General features: G+C 61.5%; 18 protein-coding genes. 16 read left to right on the top strand and 2 right to left on the bottom strand.

The window, feature by feature from the left end:
* Positions 1 to 6 precede the first annotated feature (6 nt).
* From DWY51_RS01325 to ffh, 12 genes are all read left to right on the top strand, one after another.
* Complete coding sequence (locus DWY51_RS01325; protein ID WP_117769592.1) at positions 7 to 2,184, top strand: ATP-dependent DNA helicase RecG; 2,178 nt, start codon at positions 7 to 9, stop codon at positions 2,182 to 2,184.
* A complete protein-coding gene (rsmD, locus tag DWY51_RS01330) occupies positions 2,181 to 2,837 on the top strand; it encodes a 16S rRNA (guanine(966)-N(2))-methyltransferase RsmD (protein ID WP_117769593.1) in 657 nt (218 codons plus the stop codon). The genes DWY51_RS01325 and rsmD overlap by 4 nt, the downstream gene beginning before the upstream one ends.
* Complete coding sequence (gene coaD, locus DWY51_RS01335) at positions 2,830 to 3,327, top strand: pantetheine-phosphate adenylyltransferase (RefSeq protein ID WP_117769594.1); 498 nt, start codon at positions 2,830 to 2,832, stop codon at positions 3,325 to 3,327. Before rsmD ends, coaD begins: the two co-directional genes overlap by 8 nt.
* Before the next feature lie 68 nt (positions 3,328 to 3,395).
* Entirely contained in the window at positions 3,396 to 3,893 is a 498-nt protein-coding gene (locus DWY51_RS01340; protein WP_040358176.1) for an ATPase, read from the top strand.
* A complete protein-coding gene (locus tag DWY51_RS01345) occupies positions 3,893 to 4,447 on the top strand; it encodes a DUF177 domain-containing protein (protein WP_055309521.1) in 555 nt (184 codons plus the stop codon). Before DWY51_RS01340 ends, DWY51_RS01345 begins: the two co-directional genes overlap by 1 nt.
* 64 nt (positions 4,448 to 4,511) lie before the next feature.
* Positions 4,512 to 4,691 carry a 50S ribosomal protein L32 gene (gene rpmF, locus DWY51_RS01350; protein ID WP_022094017.1) on the top strand — a complete coding sequence of 60 codons (180 nt, stop codon included), beginning with the start codon at positions 4,512 to 4,514 and terminating at the stop codon, positions 4,689 to 4,691.
* Between the two features lie 87 nt (positions 4,692 to 4,778).
* On the top strand, positions 4,779 to 5,798 hold the full coding sequence (gene plsX, locus DWY51_RS01355; protein ID WP_117769595.1) for a phosphate acyltransferase PlsX: 1,020 nt from the start codon (positions 4,779 to 4,781) through the stop codon (positions 5,796 to 5,798).
* 114 nt (positions 5,799 to 5,912) lie between these two features.
* The gene (locus tag DWY51_RS01360) at positions 5,913 to 6,155 is read left to right on the top strand and encodes an acyl carrier protein (protein WP_055309519.1); all 243 of its coding nucleotides are present in this window, start codon (positions 5,913 to 5,915) and stop codon (positions 6,153 to 6,155) included.
* Between the two features lie 3 nt (positions 6,156 to 6,158).
* Positions 6,159 to 6,884 carry a ribonuclease III gene (gene rnc, locus DWY51_RS01365; RefSeq protein WP_117637759.1) on the top strand — a complete coding sequence of 242 codons (726 nt, stop codon included), beginning with the start codon at positions 6,159 to 6,161 and terminating at the stop codon, positions 6,882 to 6,884.
* 10 nt (positions 6,885 to 6,894) lie between these two features.
* Complete coding sequence (smc, locus tag DWY51_RS01370; RefSeq protein WP_117769596.1) at positions 6,895 to 10,431, top strand: chromosome segregation protein SMC; 3,537 nt, start codon at positions 6,895 to 6,897, stop codon at positions 10,429 to 10,431.
* Entirely contained in the window at positions 10,431 to 11,348 is a 918-nt protein-coding gene (gene ftsY, locus DWY51_RS01375; RefSeq protein WP_117769597.1) for a signal recognition particle-docking protein FtsY, read from the top strand. The genes smc and ftsY overlap by 1 nt, the downstream gene beginning before the upstream one ends.
* A 10-nt stretch (positions 11,349 to 11,358) precedes the next feature.
* Positions 11,359 to 12,834 carry a signal recognition particle protein gene (ffh, locus tag DWY51_RS01380; protein ID WP_117769598.1) on the top strand — a complete coding sequence of 492 codons (1,476 nt, stop codon included), beginning with the start codon at positions 11,359 to 11,361 and terminating at the stop codon, positions 12,832 to 12,834.
* Between the two features lie 120 nt (positions 12,835 to 12,954).
* Here the strand turns inward: ffh and DWY51_RS01385 are convergent, their stop codons facing one another.
* A complete protein-coding gene (locus DWY51_RS01385) occupies positions 12,955 to 13,719 on the bottom strand; it encodes a DUF134 domain-containing protein (RefSeq protein WP_117769599.1) in 765 nt (254 codons plus the stop codon).
* Between the two features lie 166 nt (positions 13,720 to 13,885).
* Between DWY51_RS01385 and thyA the strand changes: the two genes are divergently transcribed.
* The 4 genes from thyA (at position 13,886) to DWY51_RS01405 (ending at position 17,761) form a co-directional block, all read left to right on the top strand.
* Complete coding sequence (gene thyA, locus DWY51_RS01390) at positions 13,886 to 14,734, top strand: thymidylate synthase (protein ID WP_006234017.1); 849 nt, start codon at positions 13,886 to 13,888, stop codon at positions 14,732 to 14,734.
* A 9-nt stretch (positions 14,735 to 14,743) separates the two neighbouring features.
* Entirely contained in the window at positions 14,744 to 15,262 is a 519-nt protein-coding gene (locus tag DWY51_RS01395) for a dihydrofolate reductase (protein WP_117769600.1), read from the top strand.
* Positions 15,263 to 15,371: 109 nt separating this feature from the next.
* Complete coding sequence (locus DWY51_RS01400; protein WP_117769601.1) at positions 15,372 to 16,286, top strand: RNA methyltransferase; 915 nt, start codon at positions 15,372 to 15,374, stop codon at positions 16,284 to 16,286.
* A gap of 125 nt (positions 16,287 to 16,411) precedes the next feature.
* Positions 16,412 to 17,761, top strand: a complete 1,350-nt coding sequence (locus DWY51_RS01405; RefSeq protein ID WP_117769602.1) for an MATE family efflux transporter — start codon at positions 16,412 to 16,414, stop codon at positions 17,759 to 17,761.
* 83 nt (positions 17,762 to 17,844) lie between these two features.
* On the opposite strand, the gene DWY51_RS01410 is transcribed toward DWY51_RS01405, so the two are convergent.
* Positions 17,845 to 18,330 (bottom strand): cob(I)yrinic acid a,c-diamide adenosyltransferase, encoded by a 486-nt coding sequence (locus DWY51_RS01410; RefSeq protein WP_117769603.1) that lies wholly within the window; start codon positions 18,328 to 18,330, stop codon positions 17,845 to 17,847.
* Between the last annotated feature and the right edge of the window lie 7 nt (positions 18,331 to 18,337).

The following is an 18,337-nucleotide window of genomic DNA, read 5'->3' on the forward strand; positions in this document are numbered from 1 at the left end:
CTGCCCATGTCCGAACTGTGCTCCGTGCCGCGCGTCTCGGAGCGCTTTGCCCAGAGCAATGCGCTCGACGAGGATATCGCGCGACTCAAATATGTTTCGGGTAAACGTGAGGAGGCCCTTCGCCGTCTGGGAATTCGGACGGTGGGGGACCTCCTTCTCCATATCCCTCATCGATACCTGGACTTTACGCGCTCCTGGTCCATCGAGATGGCGCCCATCGGTACCGTGTGTACCATCATCGCCACGGTCGATCGTATCGTCCAAAAGCAGCCGCGTCCGCGCATGCAGGTGACCGAGGTTTCACTCGTTGACGAGACGGGCGTGCTGCAGGTCGCCTTTTTCCGCCAGCCCTGGATTGCCCAGCAGCTTAAGCAGGGCGACCGCCTAGCCGTAATGGGTAAGGTTGAGTTTGCCTACGGTTTTAAGCAGATGGCCTCGCCGCACTTTGAAAAGCTCGAGGAAGGGCGTGCCGCAGGCACTATCCTGCCGGTCCATTACGTCAGTGATGGCGTGAGCCAGGCGTGGATGCGCCGCATCGTAAGCGGCGCGCTCGAGGTCGTCGGCAATCCCTTTGATCCCATTCCGGCACGCTTACGCGTTAAGCGTCGCCTGATGAGCAATGCTCGTGCGCTTCGATCGATCCACTTTCCCTCGAGCATGGCTGAGCGCGACATCGCACGCCGGCGTCTTGCCTACGAGGAGTGTCTCTACCTGCAGCTGGCGCTGCGTCTGCGCAACGACGGCGGCCTGGTCGATGTGGTGCCCTATGCCCACACCGCGGGCGAGCACCTGGTCGCGCTCAAGCAGGCCCTGCCGTTTTCGCTGAGCAACGAGCAGGAGGCCGCGTTCCAGGATATCCTGCGCGATATGTGCGATGGCGGGCGCGTGATGAACCGCCTGCTGCTGGGCGATGTCGGTACCGGTAAGACCGCCGTTGCCGCCTGCGCGCTGGCTGTGGCTGCCGATGGCGGTACGCAGGCCTGCGTTATGGCGCCCACGGGCGTGCTGGCGCGCCAATATGCCGATAAGACCGGCCCTCTGCTCTCGCAGGCCGGCATGTCCTGGGCACTTCTGACGGGTGCCACGCCGGCCGCAGAGCGCGAGCGCATCCATGCGCAGCTGGAATCGGGCGAGCTTGACGTGCTCTTTGGCACTCATGCGGTGCTTTCGGATAACGTTGCGTTCAAGCATCTGTCGCTTGTCGTCATCGACGAGCAGCACCGGTTTGGCGTCGGCCAACGCAACGCCCTACGCGCGAAGGGCCCCGGTGCGGACCTGCTCGTTATGACGGCCACGCCTATCCCGCGCACGTTGGCGCTCTCGGTCTATGGCGACCTGGATACGAGCATCATCCGCCATCGTCCAATTCCGGGTGCCGGCGTGACGACGCGCGTGCTCACCGAGTCGAGCCGTGACCTCGCGTATGGCGCCATCCGCGAGGCGCATGAAAAGGGTCAGCAGGCCTACGTGATTTGCCCGCTCGTGGAGCCGAGTGACTCGGCCGATGAGCTGGAAGACGTGCCCGGTATCGCCCGCGACGACGAGGGCCGCGTAACCGTCCCCGTGCCGCTGCACGATACGGTGACCGAGCTCGATTGCCTGCGTCTGGCGTTGCCGGGCCTTGCCATCGAGCGCCTTCACGGCCGTATGCCAGCGGGGGAGAAGGACCAGGTTATTGATGCCTTTAAGCGTGGCGAGATTGACGTGCTCGTCTCGACTACGGTGGTCGAGGTGGGCGTCGACGTGCCCAATGCCACCGTCATGGTTATCGAGAACGGTGAGCGCTTTGGTTTGGCTGCCTTGCACCAGCTGCGCGGTCGCGTGGGCCGCGGCGGCGTGTCGGGCACCTGCCTGGTTATGACGCACTCCAAGGGCAACGGCGGCGCGTCGGCGGCGCAAGATCGTCTGCAATCGCTCGAAAAAACCTCGGATGGCTTTACGCTTGCCCAGATGGACCTGCGTCTGCGCCACGAGGGCGAAATCCTGGGGTACCGCCAGCATGGCGGTGTGACCTTGCGCTTTGTGGACCTGGACGCCGATGAGGACCTTATCGAATGGGCCCATTTGGACGCGGTTGAGCTCTTGCGGTATGCTTGCAACCTTGACTCTGTGGCGACGCGTCCTTTGCGCGACGCGGTCGCCATGCGTTATCGACATATCTTTAAGGAGGTCAGCGGAGGATGAGAATCATCGGCGGCGAATGGCGCGGTCGCAAGATCGAGGAGCCCCGTGGTCGCGATGTCACCCGCCCCACGACTGATCGCGTGCGCGAGGCGTGCGCATCTATGGTCATGTCGGCATTCGACTTCGATTTGGACGAGGTTCGTGTGCTGGACGCCTTTGGCGGCTCCGGTGCCTTAGGGTTAGAGATGCTCTCTCGTGGGGCCCGCTCGCTCACGACGTTTGAGATCGATCGCAACGCCGCGCGGCTCATTACCAAGAATATCGAGTCGCTCTGCCGCGACCGTGCGCGTTGGCGCGTGGTCACGGGCGACATGCTGGCGAGTGCCTCGCGCGGTCGTGTACCGGGCGGGCCCTTTGATCTGGTCCTGCTCGACCCGCCCTATGCTTTTGGCGCCGAGCCGGTCGAGGAACTGCTGCAGAATCTGGCCCAGCAGGGTCTGCTTGCACCTGGCGCTTATGCCCTGTTTGAGCATGCTGCCGCCGATGCGGGCGCGCATCCGGCAGACTTTGAGACTGTACGTGAGAAGCGCTACGGCATTACCTCGGTCGACCTGCTTCGTTGGGCCGGCGATGACGATGGTGAGGGCGATAGCGCCGGCGCAGATGCCGAGAACAACGATGCCACGACGTTTCAGGAGGACGTCCATGAATGACACCATCAACCGCGTGATCGTCCCGGGCACCTTCGATCCCATCACGTTTGGCCATATCGATGTGATCCGCCGCGCCCGTCGTATCTTTCCCAGCGTGATCGTCGCTGTTGCCGAGTCGCAGGGTAAAAACGGCGTGGGCACCACGTTTATGCTCGATGAGCGCGTGGCGCTGGCCCGCGAGGCGCTCGGCGATATCGACGGCGTCGAGGTCCTGCCCTTTACCGGCCTCTTGGTCGACTTCGCACGTGAGCAGGGGGCGGGTGCCGTGGTCAAGGGCCTGCGCGCCATGACCGACTTTGAGTATGAGCTGCAGCAGGCCGACCTTAACTATCGCCTGGATAGCGAGCTGGAGTCCATTTTTGTCATGAGTGCGCCGCAGTACGGCTATATCTCGAGCTCGGTCGTTCGCCAGATTGCCTCGCTCGGTAGCGATGTATCGACGTTTGTCCCGCCCAACGTGGTCGAAGCGCTCAAACATCGCTTTTCGTGACGTTTCTTATTGCCTGGTGGCATGTGGTAAACTAGCACGATGATATGTTACCTATGAAAGGAGACCGGATGCCGGGCGAGAATTTTCCTGGCGATAGGATCGTCAGCTTGGTCGATGAGCTCGAAGGGCTGATCGAGGAAGCCAAGCCGCCTTTCGGCAAGAACGCTCAGTTCAAGGTCATCGACGCCGACGTGTTCTTCAACATCCTCGACGAGATCCGCATGAGCTATCCCGAGGAGTGGCAGAAGTCCCGCCGTATCCTTAAGGAACGCGAGGAGCTTATGGCTTCCGCTGCCGCTCAGGCCGATTCCATCATCGCCGACGCTCAGCAGCAGGCCCTCACCATTGCCGGTGAGCAGGAGATCGTCCGCTTAGCGCAGCAGCAGGCCGACGACATCCGTGATCGTGCCCAGCAGTACGAGCGCGAGACGCGTTATGCTGCCGAGGACTACGCAGAGCAGGTCTTTACGCACCTGGAGGAGAACCTTAAGAGCCTGACCGGCACCGTTACCCGTTGCCGTCAGCAGCTTAACGAGGGTGCCGCCCAACAGAATGGTCAGTGGTAATGGCTGAGTTCCCGAGCGTTACCGTCGATCTTTCCGAACAGCTCGAGTTTCCTGGAGATTCGTATCCGCTGACCGGTAAGGTCGATGTCGCCACCTACACGGTGGGCGAGAAGGAGTACCAGCTTCAGGACGGCATCGACTACGACGTTGTCTTTACCAATGCCGGTACCGGTGTCTTGCTCACGGGCATGGTCCGCGCGCACGCCACCGGCGAGTGCGACCGTTGCCTGGAGCCCGCCTCGTTTGATATCGCCGGCGAGATCGAGGAGTTCTACCTCTTTGAGGAGCCCGAGGATCCCGAGGCCTACGAGGACGGCTACGAGCTCCTGGGTGAGGACCGCATCGTCGATCTGGGTGAGCCCATCAATGACGCGGTCGTTATGGACACGCCGTTTGTGGTGCTCTGCAAGCCCGATTGCCGCGGTCTGTGCCCCACTTGCGGCTGCAATCTCAACGTCGAGCAATGCGATTGCGCCGCCCAGGCAGAGGCAGAATGGGCCGCTGCCACGGAAAATCCATTTGCAGCATTGAAGAATCTCAAGCTCGATGAGTAAAACTGTGGTAGTATCGCTACTTGCGCGTAATCGCCACACTGGATAGTTCATAAGGAAGGTCACTATGCCCGTACCTAAACAAAAGCAGGGTCGTATCCGCACTCACACCCGTCGTTCCGCTAACATGAAGATCTCGGCTGCGGCTCAGTCCACGTGCCCCCGTTGCGGCGCTGTCAAGCTCCCGCACCACGTGTGCCCCAGCTGCGGTTTCTACAAGGACCGCGAGGTTATCGTTACCGAGTAACGGTATACTCTGGATGCGATGCCGTTCCAAATGGAACCACAATGGCCGGCTCAATGAGTCGGCCATTTTTGTATAAGGAGCATGTATATGAGTAACGTTCGCGTTTGTGTAGACGTTGTGGGTGGAGACGAGAAACCTCAGGTTGTTCTCGATGGTATCGAGGCTGCACTTGCCGCCGATCCCGATATCGAGGTCTTGGCAGCTGGCCCCGCCGAAATCGTCAATCCCTTTGCTGCTTCCCACGCACGTGTTGAGGCACTTGAGGCACCCGACGTTATCGCTATGGATGACGATCCCATTCGCGCCGTGATGACCAAACGCAAGTCGTCGATCGTGCTGTCGTGCCGCGCCATCAAGAAGGGAAATGCGGACGCGTTCTTCTCTGCCGGCTCGACCGGTGCCATGACCGCTGCCGCCACCGCCTATGTGACGCCGTTTAGGTATCAGGCCGAAGGCAAGAAGCAGCCGGTGCGCCCCTGTCTGACCAATGCGCTGCCCAATCGCGCCGGCGGTCTGACGGTGCTGTGCGATATGGGCGCCAACCCCGATGTCGAGGTCGACGACATGGTGCGTTTTGCCCAGATGGGTAGCGCCTATGCCCGCGTCGTCCTGGGCATTGAGCATCCCCGCGTGGGCCTGCTTGCCAACGGCACCGAGGACGAGAAGGGCTCCAATTTTACCAAGGCGTGCTTCCCGGCCATGAAAGCCGCCGTTCCCGGCTTTGTTGGTAACTGCGAGGGCACCGATCTTACGTCGGGCAATTTTGACGTCGTGGTCGCCGACGGCATGTCCGGCAACATCGCGCTCAAGGCCACCGAGGGCGCTGCTAAGTTTTTGCTGCAGGAACTCAAGGGCGTCTTTATGGCCTCGCTTGGCACCAAGATCGCCGCGCTGCTCATTAAAAAGCAGATGCGCCAGATTAAGGCCAAGCTTTCGGGCGACGCCAAGGGCGGCGCGATTCTTTTGGGCCTGCGCGGCGTGGTTCTGATTGGCCATGGCGCCACCTCGGTCGAAGCTGTTAAAAACGGTACGCTCGCGGCGGCCGAAGCCGTGCGCGCCGGGCTGGTCGAGAACGTCGCCAACTCTATGGACGGTATCGTTTTATAACAGCGGCGTTATGCGCCTCGCGGCGCACGTCGTGGGGTAGAATCAAAACCGTGTATTGGTGCTGCCCGCGCGGTGCCAATCTTTTGGTATTCATGCACTATGAGAGGAAGCGCTATGGACCGCTCCGAAATCTTCGACAAGATCGCCGAGGTCGCTGCTGACGTTCTGGGCGTCGATGTTGCCGAAATTAGCGATGAGACCACCTTTGACGACCTCGATGCCAACTCGCTCGAGCGCCTGCAGCTGGTTACGGCCATCGAGGACGAGTTCAACCTCGAGATCGATGACGAGACTCTGCTCTCGCTCAACTCTGTCGCCGACGCCGTCGACGCGATCGAAAACGCCAGGGAGGCCTAGGTCTTGGCTTTGTCTGAACGACTTACGCGCGCCCAGGAAATCCTGGGCCACGAGTTCAATAATAAGGTGCTGCTGCGCGCGGCCCTTACGCATCCCTCGGCAGTCGAGGGCCAGCCGGTTTCTGCCAGCTATGAGCGCCTTGAGTTCTTGGGCGATTCCATTTTGGGCGCCGTCGTCGCCCGTTCGCTCTTTGAGTCCTATCCGGAGTTTGACGAGGGCAAGCTCACGCGCCTGAAGGTGTCGCTTGTCTCGGGCGCCACGCTGTCCGAGGTTTCTCACGAGCTGGGCATCGACGACATCATCATCTTTGGTGCCTCCGAGACCGGTACCGGTGCGCGCGGCCTGCATTCGGCGCTCGAGAACGTCTACGAGTCGCTCGTGGGCGCACTGTACCTGGATGCCGGCTGGGATGCCGCAGCGGAGTTCATTCACCGTACGCTTAAGCCGCATTTGGCTTCCGAGCGTGCCGAGCACCCCGCGAACCCCAAATCGTTCTTGCAGGAGTGCGTGCAAGCCGACGGTCACGAACCCCCAGCGTATAAGCTTGTTGGCTCCGAGGGCCCGGCGCATGCGCCCACCTTTACCGCCGTGGTGTTGATCGATGGTATTCGCCAGGGTCGCGGCTCCGGCTCCTCAAAGAAGGAAGCCGAGGGAGCCGCTGCACTCGAGGCACTTGACCGCATGGGCTACACCACCAACGGCGTGATTCTCAACAAGAAGCCTGTTTAAGCGAGGAACCGTGTATCTCAAGTCCCTCACGCTCAAAGGGTTCAAGTCGTTTGCCGACCGCGCCCATATGACGTTTGAGCCTGGCCTGACCGTCATCGTCGGTCCCAACGGCTCGGGAAAATCGAACATCTCCGACTCCATCCTGTGGGTTCTGGGCGAGCAGAGCGCGAAGCAGCTTCGCGGCCAGGCCATGGAGGATGTTATCTTCTCGGGCTCGTCGGCTCGCAAGCCGGTGGGTGTCGCCGAGGTCACGCTGGTGCTCGATAACTCGGACCATATGCTGCCCGTCGACTTTGACGAAGTCGCCATCACCCGTCGCATGTATCGCTCGGGCGAAAGCGAGTACCTCATCAACTCGAGTCCCTGCCGCCTGATGGACATTCAGGACATCCTGCACGATTCGGGTCTGGGCAAGGATACGCATTCCATCATCAGCCAGGGCAAGCTCGACGCCATTTTGCAGAGTCGCCCCGAGGAGCGCCGTGCCCTCATCGAGGAGGCCGCCGGCATCTCCAAGCACAAGCGCCGCAAGGAGCGTGCGCTCAAAAAGATTAAGTCGATGGACGAGCACCTGACGCGTGCCCGCGACATCAATAAGGAAATCGCCCGTCAGCTGCGACCGCTGGAGCGTCAGGTCGACCGCGCGCGCAAGTACAAAGAGCTGTCCTCGCGCGCGAACGAGCTTACGCAGATGCTGGCCGTCGACGAGCTGCGTTCGCTGCAATCGCAGTGGAACGACCTGGAGAGCCGCTCTAAGGAGGGCGCCGCCGAGCTGGAGCTCGCGCAGTACCGCCTAGGCGAAAAGGAGCGCGAGCTCGAGAAGCTCCAGGTTATGCTCGAGGAAAAGGGCCTGTTTGTGGGCGACCTGGGCGAGCAACGCCGTCACATGCAAGATGTGGTCGGTCGCATTAACTCCGACATGCGCCTGCTCGAGGAAAAGGGCCACAACATGGTGTCGCGCCTGTCTGACATGCGCGGGCAGATCTCGAGCTCCGAGCATCAGCGTCGTCGCGTGGTCGAGGAGCTCGAGGACGCGCGTGCCCAGCTTGAGGAAGTGACCGGTGCGCACATGCTGGCCCAGGAGGACGTTGACGCCGCTGGTCCTGCCGCCGCTGAGCTCCACGAGCGGCGCGTGGCGCTCGACAATCAGATTTCGCAGTTTACGCGTGAGCAACGCGATGTGCAACGCGTGGCCGATAACGCCGCGCTCGAGCTCGCCAAGGTGAAGGATTCCTTGAGCAATGCCGAGGTCGAGGACAACATGTATGCCTCGCGCCTGGAGCAGATTGACGAGCAGCTCGAGGAGGTCACGGCCTCGCTCGAGAGTCGTCGCGACCGCGCAGAGGAGCTTGAGGGTGCTCTTGAGGAAGCGCGCCAGGCCCAGGCCGATGCGCGTGAGGCCACCGAGACGGCACGCGCGGCTCTGAAGGACCTGCGTGCCCGCGAGAGCGATGCGCGCAACAAGTTATCCGAGGTGCGCTCGGAGCTTTCCAGCCAAAAGAAACTCGATGCCCGCATGGCCGACAGCTCGCCGCTCGTGAGCCGTCTGGTGGGTGCGCTGGGCGATGATGTCACGGGTCGTCTGGGCGACGTGCTCGAGGCCCCGCGCGAGCTTGAGGGCTTGGTTGAGCAATTGCTCGCCGGCGATATCGATGCACTGCTGTTCGACGATACGTCCGCGCTTGAGCGTGCCGGTCGTGCCGCTCTGGACCAGAAGAAGGCCTCGGGCGAGGCGCTGCTGGTGGCGCGCGGCGTGAGCGGCTCTACCGCCGCTGAGGGCGCTGCCGGTACCCGTCTGGTTGATCATCTGTCCGTGCGCGCAGGCTACGGTCCCGTCGTCGAGGCGTTGCTCGGCGGATATTACGTAGTGGACGATCTTGCTGCCGCGCTGTCGGCGCCGGTCGTTGACGGCGTGACTTACGTGACCCCCGATGGCGCCCGCGTCGCCTGCGGCGGCCTGGTGCGCGTGGGCCTCGATGCCGGCGAGGCTTCGGGTGCGCTGGAGCGCAAGCGTCGCATTCGCGAGCTGGAGGGCCTGGAGCCCGATCTGGCTGCCGTGTTTGAGCATGTGTCGGATCAAGTCGTCGAGGCCAATGCGGCCGTTGAGGAAGCGCGTGCCGCTGAGGGCGATGCCGCCGGCGAGATCGCCCGTCTTGAGGGCGAGCGCCGCTCGCTGCTCTCCGAGATCGGCCGCTTGGAGCAAAGCGCCAACAATGCCGAGGTCGAGCGCGTGCGCATCTCCAAGCGCCGCGAGCAGGCCTCCGAAGCCGTTCGCGCTGCGCGCCCGCGCGTTGACGAGCTCACCCGTTCGCGTGACGAGGCTCGCGCGCAGGCAAGCAATCTGGGGTTGCAGATTGCCGAGGCCAACGACGAACTCGACCGCGTTCGCCGTGACGATTCCGAGGCTGCCGGCAAGCTCGCCGACGCCAAGGTTCGCCTAGCCCAGACGAGCGAACGCCTGCGTTCGCTGAAGGGCCGCGTGCCCGATCTGGAGCATCGTCTTGAGGGCATCGACCGCCGTATCCGCGGAACACGCCAGGCCTCGCGCTCGCTCGAATTGCTGCGCCTGCGCGTCGATCCCATGCACGAACGCTATTCGGCCCTGCTGGAGCGCGCGTCGGATTGGGCCTCGCGTCTGCGTGACCAGGCTTCGCTCGAGGAGGCTGACTCGGCCTCGCTTAAGAAGACCATTGAGGACGCCAAGGCCGAGGTCTCCCGCGCCAAGGAGCGGGTCGATGCCGCCACCGCGACGCAAAACGAGTTCAAGGTCGCTCGCGGCAAGCTTGAGGTGCAGGTAGAGGCGGCTATCAAGGCCATTACCGCCGATGGCACCACGGTGCTCGAGGAGGCGCTCATGCTTCCTGCGCCCACCGACCGTGACGCTGCCGAGCGTGAGCTCAACCAGCTCGTGCGCCAGATCAACAACCTGGGCCCTGTGAACCAGGTTGCCATGGAGGAGTACGAGCAGCTCAAGCGCCGCGCCGATTACATCGAGGAGCAGCTGGCCGATCTGGAGAGCGCGCGCAAGGCGCTCACCAAGATCACCGTGGCCATTGACCGTAAGATGCGCAAGGCCTTCCTGGTGACCTTCGAGAAGGTCGATGCGAACTTCCGCGAGATCTTCGCCATGCTGTTTCCGGGTGGCCAGGCACATCTGGAGATGACCGACCCTGAGCATCCGGCCGAGACGGGCATCGAGGTCGTGGCGCAGCCGCGTGGCAAGCGCATCACCAAGATGATGCTCATGTCGGGCGGCGAGAAGAGCCTGACGGCGCTCGCCTTGCTCTTTGCTGTCTATCGCACGCGTACGGTGCCGTTCTATGTGCTGGACGAGGTCGAGGCGGCGCTCGATGACGCCAACCTGTCCAAGCTCATCGGCGCACTCGACGTGTTGCGTTCCGATACGCAGCTCTTGGTTATCTCGCATCAGCGCCGTACTATGGAGGACGCTGACGTCCTCTACGGCGTCTCGATGCAAGCCGACGGCGTCAGTCGCGTCGTCTCGCAAAAACTCGATCGCGAAACCGGAAAGGTCGTGAATGCATAATGGGATTCTTCGATGCTCTCTCGCGCGGACTTGAGCGCAGCCGCGAGGCCCTCAACGAGGTCTTCTACTTTGGCGGCGAGGTCGACGAGGATTTTTGGGAGGACCTAGAGGACACCCTCGTCATGGGTGACATGGGTGCCGAGGTCGCGATCCAGGTGTCCGATGACCTGCGCGATGCCGCGGCCAAGAAGAACCTTAAGACCGCCCCGCAGCTCCGTCGCGCCCTGGCCGAGCAGCTCGAGCAGCATTTTGTGCCCGTCGAGCGCGATCCGTTCGCCGACACGCCGAGTTGCGTGCTGTTTGTGGGCATTAACGGTGCCGGCAAGACCACGACGGTCGGCAAGATCGCGAGCGCCATGTCTGCCCGCGGCAAGAACGTCGTGATCGGCTCAGCCGACACCTTCCGCGCCGCCGCCATTGAGCAGCTCGATGTGTGGGGCCAGCGCGCCGGCGTTCCCGTCATCAAGCGCGACCGCGGCTCCGACCCGGCGAGCGTTTGCTACGACGTGCTCGACGAGGCCGACAAGCGCGGCAGCGACCTGGTGCTTATCGACACCGCCGGTCGTCTGCACACGAGCCCCGAGCTCATGCGCGAGCTTGCCAAGGTGGTCAACGTGACGCGTAAGCGCGCCGCCAATATGGCCGCCGGCCCCATGCCCGTCTCGGTCGTCCTCGTAATCGATGCCGCAACAGGCCAAAACGGCCTGAACCAGGCGCTCGAGTTTAACGAGGCGCTGGGCCTGGACGGTATTATCATGACAAAGCTCGACGGCACGGCAAAGGGCGGTATCGCCATGGCCGTGGCCGAGAAGCTCAAGCTTCCCATCCTGCGCATCGGCGTGGGCGAGCAGGTCGATGACCTGCAGGAGTTTAATGCCAAAGATTTCTGCCGCGCCCTGGTGGGCGAGTCCAATTAAGGAGTGACTAGTGTTTGATTCCCTGAGCGATCGCCTCAACGACACATTTGACCGCCTGCGCGGCAAGGGCAAGCTGACCGAGGCCGATATCACCTCGGCCATGCGCGACATTCGCATGGCGCTGCTCGAGGCCGACGTCAACTTCAAGGTCGTCAAGGAGTTCGTCGCCAAGACCAAGGAGCGCTGCATGACCGCCGAGGTCATGGAGTCGCTGTCGCCGGCGCAAAACGTCGTCAAGATCGTGCTCGATGAGCTCACCGATATGCTCGGTTCCACCGAGAGCAAGCTCGTCTTTAGCAACCGCATCCCCAATGTCATCATGCTCGTGGGCCTGCAGGGCTCCGGTAAGACCACGGCGGCCGTAAAGCTGGCATACCTGCTCAAGAAGCAGGGTCGCTCGCCGCTGCTCGCCGCGTGCGACGTCTATCGTCCCGCCGCTGCCGACCAGCTTGCCACGCTCGGTGGCGAGATCGGCGTGCCGGTCTTCCGCGGTGACGGCGCGCACCCGGTCGATATCGCCAAGGGCGCCATCCAGGAGGCCGTTGACCACCTGCGCGACGTGGTCATCGTCGATACCGCCGGTCGCCTGCAGATCGACGAGCAGATGATGCAGGAGGCCGTGGACATCAAGAAGGCCGTCAAGCCCGATCAGGTGCTGATGGTTGTCGATGCCATGACCGGTCAGGATATCGTCAACGTCGTCTCGACCTTCGCCGAGCGCACCGACTTTGACGGCGTGATCATCTCCAAGCTCGACGGCGATGCCCGTGGCGGCGGCGCGCTTTCCGTGCGCCAGGTGACCGGCAAGCCCATCAAGTTCGTGAGCATGGGCGAGAAGCCCGATTCGCTGGAGCCGTTCTATCCCGATCGTATGGCCAAGCGCATTCTTGGCATGGGCGACGTTGTCGGCATTATCGAGAAGGCCCAGGAGGCGGCCGACGCCGAGCAGCTCGAGGCTGCCGAGCGAATGCTGCGCGAGGGCTTCACCATGAACGATATGCTCGACCAGATGAAGGCCGTCAAGAAGATGGGCGGCATGAAGGGCATCCTGGGCATGCTCCCCGGCGGCCAGCGTGCGCTCAACCAGATGGGTGGCAACCTGGACGAGGGCATCTTCGATAAGAACGAGGCCATTATCATGTCGATGACCAAGGAGGAGCGCCTGCGTCCCTCCATAATCAACGGTCAACGTCGCGCGCGTATCGCCAAGGGCGCCGGCGTAACCCCCACCGAAGTCAATACCCTTATGAAGCAGTGGGGCGAGATGAATAAGATGATGGGCCGCATGCGCACGATAGCCAATCAGGCACAGGCCGGCGGCAAGAAGGGCAAAAAGGGTAGGAAGGGCAAGAAAATGCGCATGCCCAATATCCCTGGCCTGGACGCTATGGGTCTGGGCGGCATGGGCGGCCTGGGTACGGGCGGTCCCAAGTCCGATATGGAGCTGCTGCGCCAGATGGAAGCGCAGATGCGCAATAAGAAATAGGGCTGTAATTCCAGCTTGATATGGCAAAGGCCACTCGGAAGCTACCGGGTGGCCTTTGTTGTTGGCTTTGATTGTTGGGTTGCGTTCGGCGTCGCGCCCCGAGCTCGCGGTGTCGTGCCGTTAGTGGCAGCTGCAGCCCTCGTGGCCCTCGTGCTCGTGATGGTCGTGGCAGCTGCAGGACTCGCCGTGTTCGTGGGCGTGGTCGTGGTCATGGCCGTGGCAGCCGCACGTGGCCTCGCCGTTCTGTGCGAGCGTGCCGGCGATAAGGGCCTCGACGCAAGCGTCGCAGCTGCCCTGGGCACCTGCGTATACCGTGATGCAGGCTTGGGCAAGCGCATTGATAGCGCCGCCGCCGATGCCGCCGCAGATGAGCGTGTCCACGCCACCGTTGGCGAGCAGGCCCGCAAGGGCACCGTGGCCGGTGCCGCCGGTGCCCACGACCTGTTCGTTGAGCACCTTGCCGTCCTGAATGTCGTAGATCTTGAACTGCTCGCTGCGGCCAAAGTGCATAAAGATGTTGCCGTTGTCGTACGTGGTTGCCACCCTCATGGTGTCGACCTCCTTTGCTGGCCATGCGGCCGTCGCTGTGGTGATGGGGGAGTACGCGATATTGCCGCCCTCGATGATGAGCGCTCGTCCGTTGACCAGCGCGTTTGCCACCTTGCGATGCGCGCGGCTGCAGATTGCCGCCACCGTGGCGCGAGCAATGCCCATCTGCTGTGCGACGGCCTCTTGGTTAAGGCCTTCCAGGTCGCACAGGCGCAGCGCCTCGAGTTCGTCGACCGTCATGTCGATGGCATCGCCGCTCGCCAGGCCATCGGGGGTAAAACCGCGATATTCGGGGATGATTCCGACGCGGCGCAGTTTTTCGCGTCTTCCTGCCATGCGCACTCCTTATCTGACATATGTCAACAATAGGATAACTCGATGCTCATTGAGCGCAAGGAATTTCTGGCATATGTCAGAAAATGAGGGCTTATGTTAGGGCTGTGGGGCCGCGTGCGCCTGGGCTACAATGAATCTCGCTTGTAGGCGACTGACAGGAGGGTCAATGAGCAAGGCTGATCAACAGTTTGTAGCCATGTGCCGCGATATTCTGGACCATGGCACCACCACCGAGGGCCAAAAGGTCCGCCCGGTGTGGGAGGACGGCACCCCTGCCTATACCATTAAAAACTTTGGTGTCACGGCGCGCTATGACCTGCGCGAAGAGTTCCCGGCACTTACCCTGCGCCGTACGGCGCTTAAGTCTGCTATGGACGAGATCCTATGGATCTATCAAAAGAAGTCCAATAACGTGCATGACCTCAACAGTCATATTTGGGATGAGTGGGCTGACGAGACCGGCTCTATCGGCAAGGCCTACGGCTACCAGATTGGCCAGAAGAGCCATTACGCCGAGGGCGACTTCGATCAGATGGACCGCGTGCTGTACGACCTCAAGCATACGCCGTACAGCCGTCGTATTATGACGAACACGTACGTGTTCAGCGATCTATCCGAGATGCATCTGTATCCGTGCGCCTACAGCGTGACCTATAACGTCACTCAGCGTCCGCAGGACGACAAACCGACGCTCAACATGATTCTCAACCAGCGTAGCCAGGACATTTTGGCCGCGAACAATTGGAATGTGTGCCAGTACGCAATTCTGTTGATGATGGTTGCGCAGTCGGTCGATATGATTCCCGGCGAGCTGCTGCACGTGATCGCCGATGCCCACATTTACGACCGCCATGTCGATATCGTCCGCGAGCTTATCGAGCGTCCGCAGTTTGCCGCGCCCAAGGTAACGCTCAACCCCGATGTGCATGACTTCTATGCGTTTACGACCGATGACCTGATCGTCGAGGGCTACGAGCACGGCCCGCAGGTCAAGAACATTCCCATTGCGGTGTAGGTGGCGCTCATGACGTGTAAGCTTTCTGCCATCGTCGCCGTGTGCGATGACTGGGGTATTGGGTGCGAGGGCGACATGGTGGTGTCCAACCGTGCCGACATGCGTCATTTTGTGGCGCGCACCAAAGGTTGCCCGGTCATTATGGGACGCAAGACGCTGTTGAGTTTTCCCGGCGGACGACCGCTCAAGAATCGCCGCAACATTGTGCTCACGCGCGACCAAGGCTTTGCGCCCGAGGGCGTCGACGTGGTGCATAGCGTTGATGAAGCGCTCGCCGTGGTAGCCGATGAACCCGTTGCGTGGGTGATTGGCGGCGGCGAGGTGTATCGGCAGTTTTTGCCGTATTGCGTGGAGGCCGAGGTCACGCACAACCATTGCATCCATGCCGTGGACACGTACTTTCCCGATCTGGATGCCGATCCCGCGTGGGAGATTGCGCGACGTGGTGGTGTTGCTACGATTGCCGCGGGCGAGGGTGACGAGGGTCTCGATTATGAGTTCGTGACGTATCGTCGCGTTGATGTGTAAACCCGTTTATCCCTTCGGTATTATCGGGTTGGAATGAGTGGCGGGGTAGCGCATGGCGTTGCCCCGATATTTGTATAGGTGCTGCAAAGAAAGGTGCGGGCTGGCTGCTATGACTGATGCCGTTGAGGTGCTGCAAATCGATTCGCTCGAGGACGAGCGGCTCGATGCCTACGTGCGACTGACCGAGCGCGAGCTGCGCTGCGTGTTGGAGCCGCAAAAGGGCATCTTTATCGCCGAGAGTGCCAAGGTTATCGAGCGCGCGGTTCGCGCCGGATACGAGCCGGTGAGCTTTCTTTTGGGCGAACGCTGGCTCGACCAGATGATGCCGCTGTTTGAGCGCCTGGTTGTGCGCGAGGGCGCGGGCCCGGTTCCCGTGTTCGTGGCCTCGATGGAGCTTATGGAGCAGCTGACGGGCTTTAACGTGACACGCGGTGCGCTCGCGGCATTCCGCCGTCCACGTCAGATTCCGGTAGCCGAGTTCTTGGGTGGCGTCGTCGAGGCGGCGGGGGAGCGCCCGGTGCGCGTGTGCGTGCTCGAGGGCATTGTCGACCACACCAACGTCGGCGCGATTTTCCGCTCGGCGGCTGCGCTGAACGTCGATGGCATTTTGGTGAGCCCTACGTGCTGCGATCCGCTGTACCGTCGCTCGGCCCGTGTGAGCATGGGCACGGTGTTCCAGGTGCCCTGGACACGCATTGGCAGCGAGGCGCGCGTATGGCCGCATGATGGGCTGGCGGCGCTACACGATGCCGGCTTTTCGTGTGCCGCCATGGCATTGACGGATGATTCGGTGTCGTTGGACGATTCCGCGCTGCAGGAGATTGACCGCCTGGCAATCTTTATGGGCACCGAGGGTGCTGGCTTGGGCGCCAAGACCATTGCGGGCTGTGACCGAGCCGTGCGAATTCCGATGGCGCACGGGGTCGATTCGCTCAACGTGGCCGCGGCAAGTGCTGTCGCCTTTTGGCAGCTGTGTCCGCATGTGAGCAATGAGTATCACTACCAGCCGGGTTTGTATCACTAAACAGATATTTCGCACCGGGCTGTGGTTCGGGGCGTTTCGGCCGACGCTGGTCGGTGCTAAGCTGGTGTCGGCTTTGGTCTTAAATTGCCGTTTTGTTGTATGACGTACGCTAGTGGGGAGGGCGTGTGGCTAAGAAATCTACGGCTATCGATGTAACGCAGGGTGTCATTTGGCAGCAGCTGCTGTCGCTGTGCGTTCCCATTTTCTTTAGTTCGTTCTTTCAGCAGGCATACACGCTTATCGGTACCTATATCGTCGGTCAGTTTGGCGGCAAGCTCGCGCTGGGTGGCATTCAGGCCACGATGGTGCTCACCGAGCTCTGCATTGGTTTTTGCGTCGGTGTGGGTGCTGGCTGTGCCGTTATTACCGGTCAGTTTTTTGGCCAGCACGATGACGAGCGCCTGAGCCGATCGGTCCACACGGCCATGACGCTCGCGCTGGTGGGCGGTATCGCTTTCTCGATTCTTGGCATAGTGTTCGTTGAGCCCATGCTGGTGCTTATGAATACGCCGCATGAACTATTGGCCGAGGGCGTGGCCTATGCCCGTTGCTATTTTGCCGCCATGGTTGCGGCGCTGCTGCTCAATATGGGAACGGCATTGCTGCGCGCCGTGGGCGACACGCGCGGGCCCGCTGTGATCATCGCTTCCGGCTGCCTTGTTAATGCGGTGCTGGATGTCATCTTCGTTGCCGTACTTCATATGGAGGCTCTGGGCTGCGGCATCGCGGTGGCGCTGACCATTTGCTCCAATGCCACGATGATCGTGATTCGTATGATGCACGCACCGGGTGCGTGGCGGCTTTCACTGTCCAAACTCGGCATTGATCCTGGTATTTGTAAGAGCATGATTTCGTGTGGTCTGCCGCTTGGCTTTCAGTCTGCTGCGTATTCGATTTCCAACGTTTTGATTCAGGTGTCGGTTAACTCGTTTGGTGCCGATGTCACCACGGCTTGGGGTCTTTCGGGCCGCCTGGATGGCATTGTCTGGATGGTTACCGAGGCGCTTGGCGTGTCGATTACCACGTTCTCGGCACAGAACTTTGGCGCGCGCAACTACGAGCGTATGCGAAAGGGCTACCATACGTCGCTCGTGCTGTCGTTTATGCTCATTGGTGGCCTGTCTGCCGTGCTGCTGGTGTTCTCGGGTCCGTTGTCGCGCCTGTTTGTCGACGATGCTTCGATTTCGGCGTACACCACGACGATTCTTCACTTTATCGCGCCGTTCTACGCGATCTTCTCGATTATCGAAAACGCGTCGGGCTCCATTCGCGGCGCCGGCGTGAGTCTGCAGCCTATGATGCTCACCATCTTTGGCACCGTTGTCTTGAGGGTGATTTGGGTGTTTGCGATCATGCCCTTCGATCCGTCGCTCGAGCATCTACTGCTGGTCTACCCCGTAACCTGGCTCATTACGGCCACGATGTTCACCATCTACCACCACAGCGGCAACTGGCTAGGCCGCGCCATCGCCTAATGATCCCTTGGGGCGGAGGGAAACGGATCATTGCTCTCCGTCGTGATGTCGATGTCCGTTTTCCTCCGTCCCCTTCGGTTTCATTAGTATTTAATGCCTTGGCGGGCCAGGAGGCCTTCGTCGAAGTAGTGTTTGACGGGGCGCATTTCTGTGACCAGGTCGGCGAGGTCCGCGAGGGGCAGCAGGCCGCGGCAGGTCAGTATGAGCTCTGTGGTGTCGGGTTTCATCGCGATTAGTTCCTCGACATCCTCTCGCGCCACAAAGCCGCGGCGCATGGCCTCGCCGAGTTCGTCCAAAATCAGAACGTCGACCTGTGAGATCTGCTCGCGTGCGAGCTCCATGATCTGTGCGGCGCAAGCCTCGGGCGTGTCGCGGTCGGCCTGTGCAATTCGTAACCCTAGGCGTGGTGCCGCATCATGCTCGGCGCAGTGCAGCTTCTTGGCAATCTGCAGCATGAGTACGTCGAGCCCATAACCTGTGGCGCGCATCGCCAATCCCAGCGCAGCCGTGGTTTTGCCCTTGTCATCGCCCGTATAGATCTGAACCTTGCCGACTTCGAGTGATGCCATCTCTATC

The sequence above is a fragment of the Collinsella sp. AF25-2LB genome, from assembly GCF_003458415.1.
GTDB lineage: Bacteria > Actinomycetota > Coriobacteriia > Coriobacteriales > Coriobacteriaceae > Collinsella.

Bases quoted from the DNA above. Each gene is read 5' to 3' on its own strand.
- rpmF (WP_022094017.1), top strand. From the start codon at position 4,512: ATGCCCGTACCTAAACAAAAGCAGGGTCGTATCCGCACTCACACCCGT.
- DWY51_RS01325 (WP_117769592.1), top strand. From the start codon at position 7: ATGTCCGAACTGTGCTCCGTGCCGCGCGTCTCGGAGCGCTTTGCCCAG.
- DWY51_RS01395 (WP_117769600.1), top strand. From the start codon at position 14,744: ATGACGTGTAAGCTTTCTGCCATCGTCGCCGTGTGCGATGACTGGGGT.
- DWY51_RS01400 (WP_117769601.1), top strand. From the start codon at position 15,372: ATGACTGATGCCGTTGAGGTGCTGCAAATCGATTCGCTCGAGGACGAG.
- ftsY (WP_117769597.1), top strand. From the start codon at position 10,431: ATGGGATTCTTCGATGCTCTCTCGCGCGGACTTGAGCGCAGCCGCGAG.
- thyA (WP_006234017.1), top strand. From the start codon at position 13,886: ATGAGCAAGGCTGATCAACAGTTTGTAGCCATGTGCCGCGATATTCTG.
- DWY51_RS01360 (WP_055309519.1), top strand. From the start codon at position 5,913: ATGGACCGCTCCGAAATCTTCGACAAGATCGCCGAGGTCGCTGCTGAC.
- DWY51_RS01385 (WP_117769599.1), bottom strand. From the start codon at position 13,719: ATGGCAGGAAGACGCGAAAAACTGCGCCGCGTCGGAATCATCCCCGAA.
- DWY51_RS01340 (WP_040358176.1), top strand. From the start codon at position 3,396: ATGCCGGGCGAGAATTTTCCTGGCGATAGGATCGTCAGCTTGGTCGAT.
- DWY51_RS01345 (WP_055309521.1), top strand. From the start codon at position 3,893: ATGGCTGAGTTCCCGAGCGTTACCGTCGATCTTTCCGAACAGCTCGAG.
- plsX (WP_117769595.1), top strand. From the start codon at position 4,779: ATGAGTAACGTTCGCGTTTGTGTAGACGTTGTGGGTGGAGACGAGAAA.
- coaD (WP_117769594.1), top strand. From the start codon at position 2,830: ATGAATGACACCATCAACCGCGTGATCGTCCCGGGCACCTTCGATCCC.
- rsmD (WP_117769593.1), top strand. From the start codon at position 2,181: ATGAGAATCATCGGCGGCGAATGGCGCGGTCGCAAGATCGAGGAGCCC.
- DWY51_RS01410 (WP_117769603.1), bottom strand. From the start codon at position 18,330: ATGGCATCACTCGAAGTCGGCAAGGTTCAGATCTATACGGGCGATGAC.